The following is a 4,568-nucleotide window of genomic DNA, read 5'->3' as shown; positions in this document are numbered from 1 at the left end:
CACCTGGGCCGCCGCCGACCGCGACGGCGCCCCACAGATCGTGGCCCTGGACTTCAAACCCGACCCCGACAAACTGCACCGATGGAAAGACCTCGGCGTCACCGAAGTCCTCTTCGGCCTACCCGACAAACCCGAACCCGACATCGCCGCCTACGTCGAACGCCTCGCCACCAAACTCGACGGCTACGGCCTCCGCGGAGGTCACTGATGGCCTACGTGATCACCCAGAACTGTTGCAAGGACGCGAGTTGCGTGCCGGTGTGCCCGGTGGACTGCATCCGCCCGGCGGGCGGCCCCGGCGAGTTCAGCGGAACGGAGATGCTCTACATCGACCCGGATGCCTGCATCGACTGCGGGGCCTGCATGGACGAATGCCCGGTCGACGCCATCCACTACGAGGAGGACCTGCCGGCGCACCTGGAGCGGTTCCGGCAGCTCAACGCCGCGTACTTCGAACGGCATCCGCTGCAACCGGAGTCGTCGCCGCCGGAGAAGCGACACGGGCCGGTCGAGAGCGGGTCACTGCGCGTCGCGGTGGTCGGGGCGGGTCCGGCGGCGTGTTACGCCGCAGATGAACTGATGGCGATCGACGGTGTCGAGGTCGACATGTTCGAACGGCTGCCCACACCGTTCGGTCTGATTCGGGCGGGCGTCGCTCCCGACCACCAGCACACCAAATCGGTGGTCGATCTCTTCACGTCGGTGTTGGCCGACAAGCGCTTCGGCTGCCACCTCAACGTGGAGATCGGCAGGGATCTCAGCCATCAGGACCTGATGGCTCATCACCACGCGGTGATCTACGCGGTCGGCTGCTCGGCCAGTCGCAGCCTCGGCATCCCCGGCGAGGACCTGCCCGGCAGCCACCCCGCCTCCGATGTCGTCGGCTGGTACAACGGGCACCCCGACCACGCCCACCACCGGTTCGACCTGTCGGGTCACCGGGCGGTGATCGTCGGCAACGGCAACGTCGCGCTCGACGTCGCACGCATCCTGTTGACACCCCCCGACGCGCTGGCCGGCACCGACATCGCCGAGCATGCACTGGAAGCCTTGGCGCACAACTCGATCGAGGAGGTCGTGATCCTCGGCCGGCGCGGGCCGCGGGCCGCGGCGTTCTCCGTCGGCGAATTCCTGGCGCTGGGCCATCTGCCCGGCGTGGACGTGGTCATCGACGAGTCCGGGCTGCAACCCGACCCCGACGACGACATCGAAACGGCGGCGAAGCTGGAGGTCGCCCGCGAGTACGCACAGCGCACGCCGACCCCCGGCAACAAGCGTGTGGTGTTCCGCTTCGGATGCTCGCCGACGGCAATCGAGGGCGGCGATGCGGTCACCGGGCTGCAGGTCAACCACGCCGAGGGCGAGACCGAGTTGATCGAAACCTCTCTGGTGTTGCGTTCCATTGGGTATCAAGGCATTCCGGTGCCGGATCTGCCGTTCGGCGAGGCGACGGGCACCGTGCCCAACGATCGCGGTCGGGTGACCGACGCCACCGGTGACCCCGTCGCCGGGGTTTATGCCACCGGCTGGATCAAGCGCGGCCCGCGGGGAGTGATCGGCACCAACCGTTCCTGCGCGCAGGAGACGGTCGCCCAGCTTCTCGCCGATTTCGACGACGGCGCCCTCGGGCGCACCGTCGCGGACCGAGATGCGTTGCGCGAATTGCTGAATCGCCGCGGTGTCGCGCCGGTGGACTGGAGCGGCTGGCGGGCCATCGATGCCACCGAACGCGAGCGAGGATCGGCGGCGTCCCGTCCGCGCGTCAAACTCGTTGCGACGGAGGAGCTTCTCGCCGCGGCGCGGTCGAATCGGGATTGAGGAAGCGTCGCAGCATCTCCCGCTCGGCGGCCGGGTCGGCGACCGGCCAGTACACCAGGGACAGCACCACCCGCACGACCCACTGGCCGGCCTGGGTGTCGTCCTCGGCATATCCGGCCAGCTCGACCGCGAGCGCCGTCGGCAACGGCGAGTCGGTGATCCATGCCAGGTCCGCAGCACCCCGCATCGAGGTGACCATCGCCTGCCCGAGAGGGTCCGTCCTGATCCGTTCGAGCGCCACCGTCACCGCGGTCACCACGCGGTCGGGACCGCTGAGTCCGTCCACGGCGGAGCGCACCGCCTCGATGATCCGTTCCGCGTTTCTGGCGAGCACCGCATCCCGGATCTTGGTCTTGCCGCCCACGTGCCGGTAGATCGTCGCCCGCGAGCAGTGCACCCGCTCCTCGAGAGCGGCGATGTCGAACGCCTCGATGCCGTCACGAGCGATAAGTTCGGTGGCGGCTGCGTAGATCCGCTCGGCGGCCGCAGCGTGCCGGTCACCGACCAACCAGTCTCCCGTCGCCACCGCACACCTCCTCGAGAAGCATGTGGTCGATCGTCTCATACTGAGACGTTCCTGAGTCTTTTCTCAGCTGCTGTGCAGGTGGCGGCGTTGCGGTGAGAAAACCCGGCGCCTGCCCTCAGACCAGGGGTTTCGACTTCCGTCCTCCCCGTTGACGGGCCCGGTGCATCGGGCCGACGCTGGGTGCGTGACAGTCCACGACGGTGACCTCGGCCTGGCGTTGTTCGACGACCGGTTCGTCCAGGACCCCTACCCGCTCTACGCACACATGCTGGCCGAGGCACCCGTGCACCGCGTCGGCGACTCGGGGTTTCACGCCGTCTGCAGCTGGGATGCCGTCACCGAAGCGCTGGCCCGTCCCGAGGACTTCTCGTCCAATCTGACCGGGACGATGAGCTACCGTCCGGGCGGGATCGTGGAGGTGTTCCCGATGGATGGGCTCGGCGGACCCACACAGGTGCTCGCCACCGCCGACGACCCGACCCACGCCTGGCATCGCAAACTGCTGGTGCCGCAGTTGGCGGCCAAACGCATCCACGCACTGGAGGGGTTTGTCATCGAGACCATCGACCGGTTGTGGCGCCACGGCCGGGTCGAATGGATGAGCGCGGTCGGCGATCGGCTGCCCATGATGGTGGTGTGCCGGCTGCTGGGCGTTCCTGTCGAGGACACCGACCAGCTGGCTTCCTGGGCATACGCCAGCACCCAGTTCCTCGGCGGGCTGGTGGGTCAGGACGGACTGGAATCGGCGGGCACTGCCGCTGTGCAACTGAGCGGGTACATCGCCGGCAAACTGCAGGAGGCCACCGCCAACCCGCCGGACAACCTGCTCGGCGATCTCGCTTCGGCCTGCGCCGCAGGCGAACTCGACATGATGACCGCACAGATGATCATGGTCACGCTGTTCGGCGCCGGCGGCGAGTCGACGGCGTCGCTCATCGGTTCGGCGACCGACATCCTCGCCACCCGGCCGCACCTGCAGAACACGCTGCGCGAGAACCCGGACCTCGCCCCGGCCTTTCTTGAGGAGGTGCTGCGTCTCGAGCCGCCGTTTCGTGGCCACTACCGCCATGTGCGTAATGACTGTTCGCTCGGCGGTCAGGACCTCGCGGCGGGCTCGCGACTGCTCCTGCTCTGGGGAGCGGCAAACCGGGACCCGGCGCATTTCGACGCCCCCGGTGACTTCCGGCTGAACCGCCCCGGGGGCAAGGCGCACCTGTCGTTCGGCAGAGGGGCGCACTTCTGCGTCGGTGCCGCGCTCGCCCGGCTGGAAGCCCGGATCGTGGTCGATCACCTGCTGCGGCACACCACCAGAATCGAGAAGGTCGGGCCGGCCCGGTGGCTGCCCAGCCTGCTGGTGCGTCGACTGGAAAGCCTTTGTCTCAGAATCGAATAACCGGGTGCACAGGTGGCCGTCCGCTCCGGCCTCTCATAGGCCATCGGCACCGGCTGAATTCACCCGAGCGGTGCGTAGCCGTAGATCGTTGGCTTACAGGCGGTTTCAGACACGCTTCCTTCGCAGCGTGCTACCCCCCTCCGCCAGGAACGGCGGAGGTGCACTCTGCGAAGTGCGCGGCCGTCAGGCTGCTTGGTCTTCGGGTGGTGCGGGTCCGCCGGGTTGGCCGGGTTCGGCGGTGTCGACAGGTTCGGCGTCGCCGGGTGGGATTGGTTCGGGCTCGTCGGCGCGCCGGTCGCTGTCGTTTCGGGCCGGGTCGTGGGGCTCGTCGGCGGTGTCGGCGGTGTCGGCGTCCTGCGGCTCGTCTGGTGGGCGCAGGAGTCGTTCGGGACGATGGTAGGTGTTGAGGCGGGTTTGGCCGGTGTCCAGCGGCGGCGGCGGGATCCATTCGACCTCGCAGCACTCGTTCATCTCGGTGCGCCAGCCGCCGTCGGCGTCCACCGCGCGGTTATCAGGCCCACACGCCAAACCCATCTCATCGACGTTGGTGTTCCCGCCGCCAGCCCAGTCCGCGGCGGCGTGATGGACCTGGCAGCCGTAAGCACCCACAGTGCAGCCCGGTTTGGTACAGCCCCCATCGCGGGCAATCAGCATGATCCGCTGCGCCGGAGAAGCGACCCGTTTAGCCCGGAACAACGCCAGCGCTGAGCCGGTCGCTTTGTCGAACACCGCCAGGTGATGGTTGGCATGGGCGCCCATCCGGATCACCTCGGCGATCGGCATCACCGTGCCCCCACCGGTGGTCCCGACCCCGGCGCGGGACTCCAGATC

General features: G+C 68.4%; 4 protein-coding genes and 1 pseudogene. 3 read left to right on the top strand and 2 right to left on the bottom strand.

From position 1 onward, the window contains the following. A pseudogene (locus tag BEMPMBAN_RS29815) lies at positions 1–208 on the top strand (LLM class F420-dependent oxidoreductase); the annotation flags it as partial. Next, the gene (locus tag BEMPMBAN_RS29810; protein WP_159235071.1) at positions 208–1,818 is read left to right on the top strand and encodes an FAD-dependent oxidoreductase; all 1,611 of its coding nucleotides are present in this window, start codon (positions 208–210) and stop codon (positions 1,816–1,818) included. The pseudogene BEMPMBAN_RS29815 and the gene BEMPMBAN_RS29810, both read left to right, overlap by 1 nt. Here BEMPMBAN_RS29810 and BEMPMBAN_RS29805 read toward each other — a convergent pair. Further along, positions 1,763–2,344, bottom strand: coding sequence for a TetR/AcrR family transcriptional regulator (locus BEMPMBAN_RS29805; protein ID WP_159235070.1), 582 nt, complete (start codon positions 2,342–2,344; stop codon positions 1,763–1,765). The genes BEMPMBAN_RS29810 and BEMPMBAN_RS29805 overlap by 56 nt on opposite strands. Before the next feature lie 184 nt (positions 2,345–2,528). Here BEMPMBAN_RS29805 and BEMPMBAN_RS29800 point away from each other — a divergent pair, with 184 nt between their 5' ends. Then, positions 2,529–3,737 (top strand): cytochrome P450, encoded by a 1,209-nt coding sequence (locus BEMPMBAN_RS29800; protein ID WP_159235069.1) that lies wholly within the window; start codon positions 2,529–2,531, stop codon positions 3,735–3,737. Between the two features lie 183 nt (positions 3,738–3,920). Here BEMPMBAN_RS29800 and BEMPMBAN_RS29795 read toward each other — a convergent pair. Further along, positions 3,921–4,568: HNH endonuclease signature motif containing protein (locus BEMPMBAN_RS29795; RefSeq protein WP_159235068.1), on the bottom strand; the 648-nt coding region annotated here is incomplete at its 5' end.

This window comes from Mycolicibacterium austroafricanum (assembly GCF_902705885.1).
In the GTDB taxonomy this organism is placed as follows: domain Bacteria; phylum Actinomycetota; class Actinomycetes; order Mycobacteriales; family Mycobacteriaceae; genus Mycobacterium; species Mycobacterium vanbaalenii_A.
Note: the sequence above shows the minus strand (reverse complement) of the source record. Positions and strands in the feature narration are given on the sequence as shown.

Bases quoted from the DNA above. Each gene is read 5' to 3' on its own strand.
- BEMPMBAN_RS29810 (WP_159235071.1), top strand. From the start codon at position 208: ATGGCCTACGTGATCACCCAGAACTGTTGCAAGGACGCGAGTTGCGTG.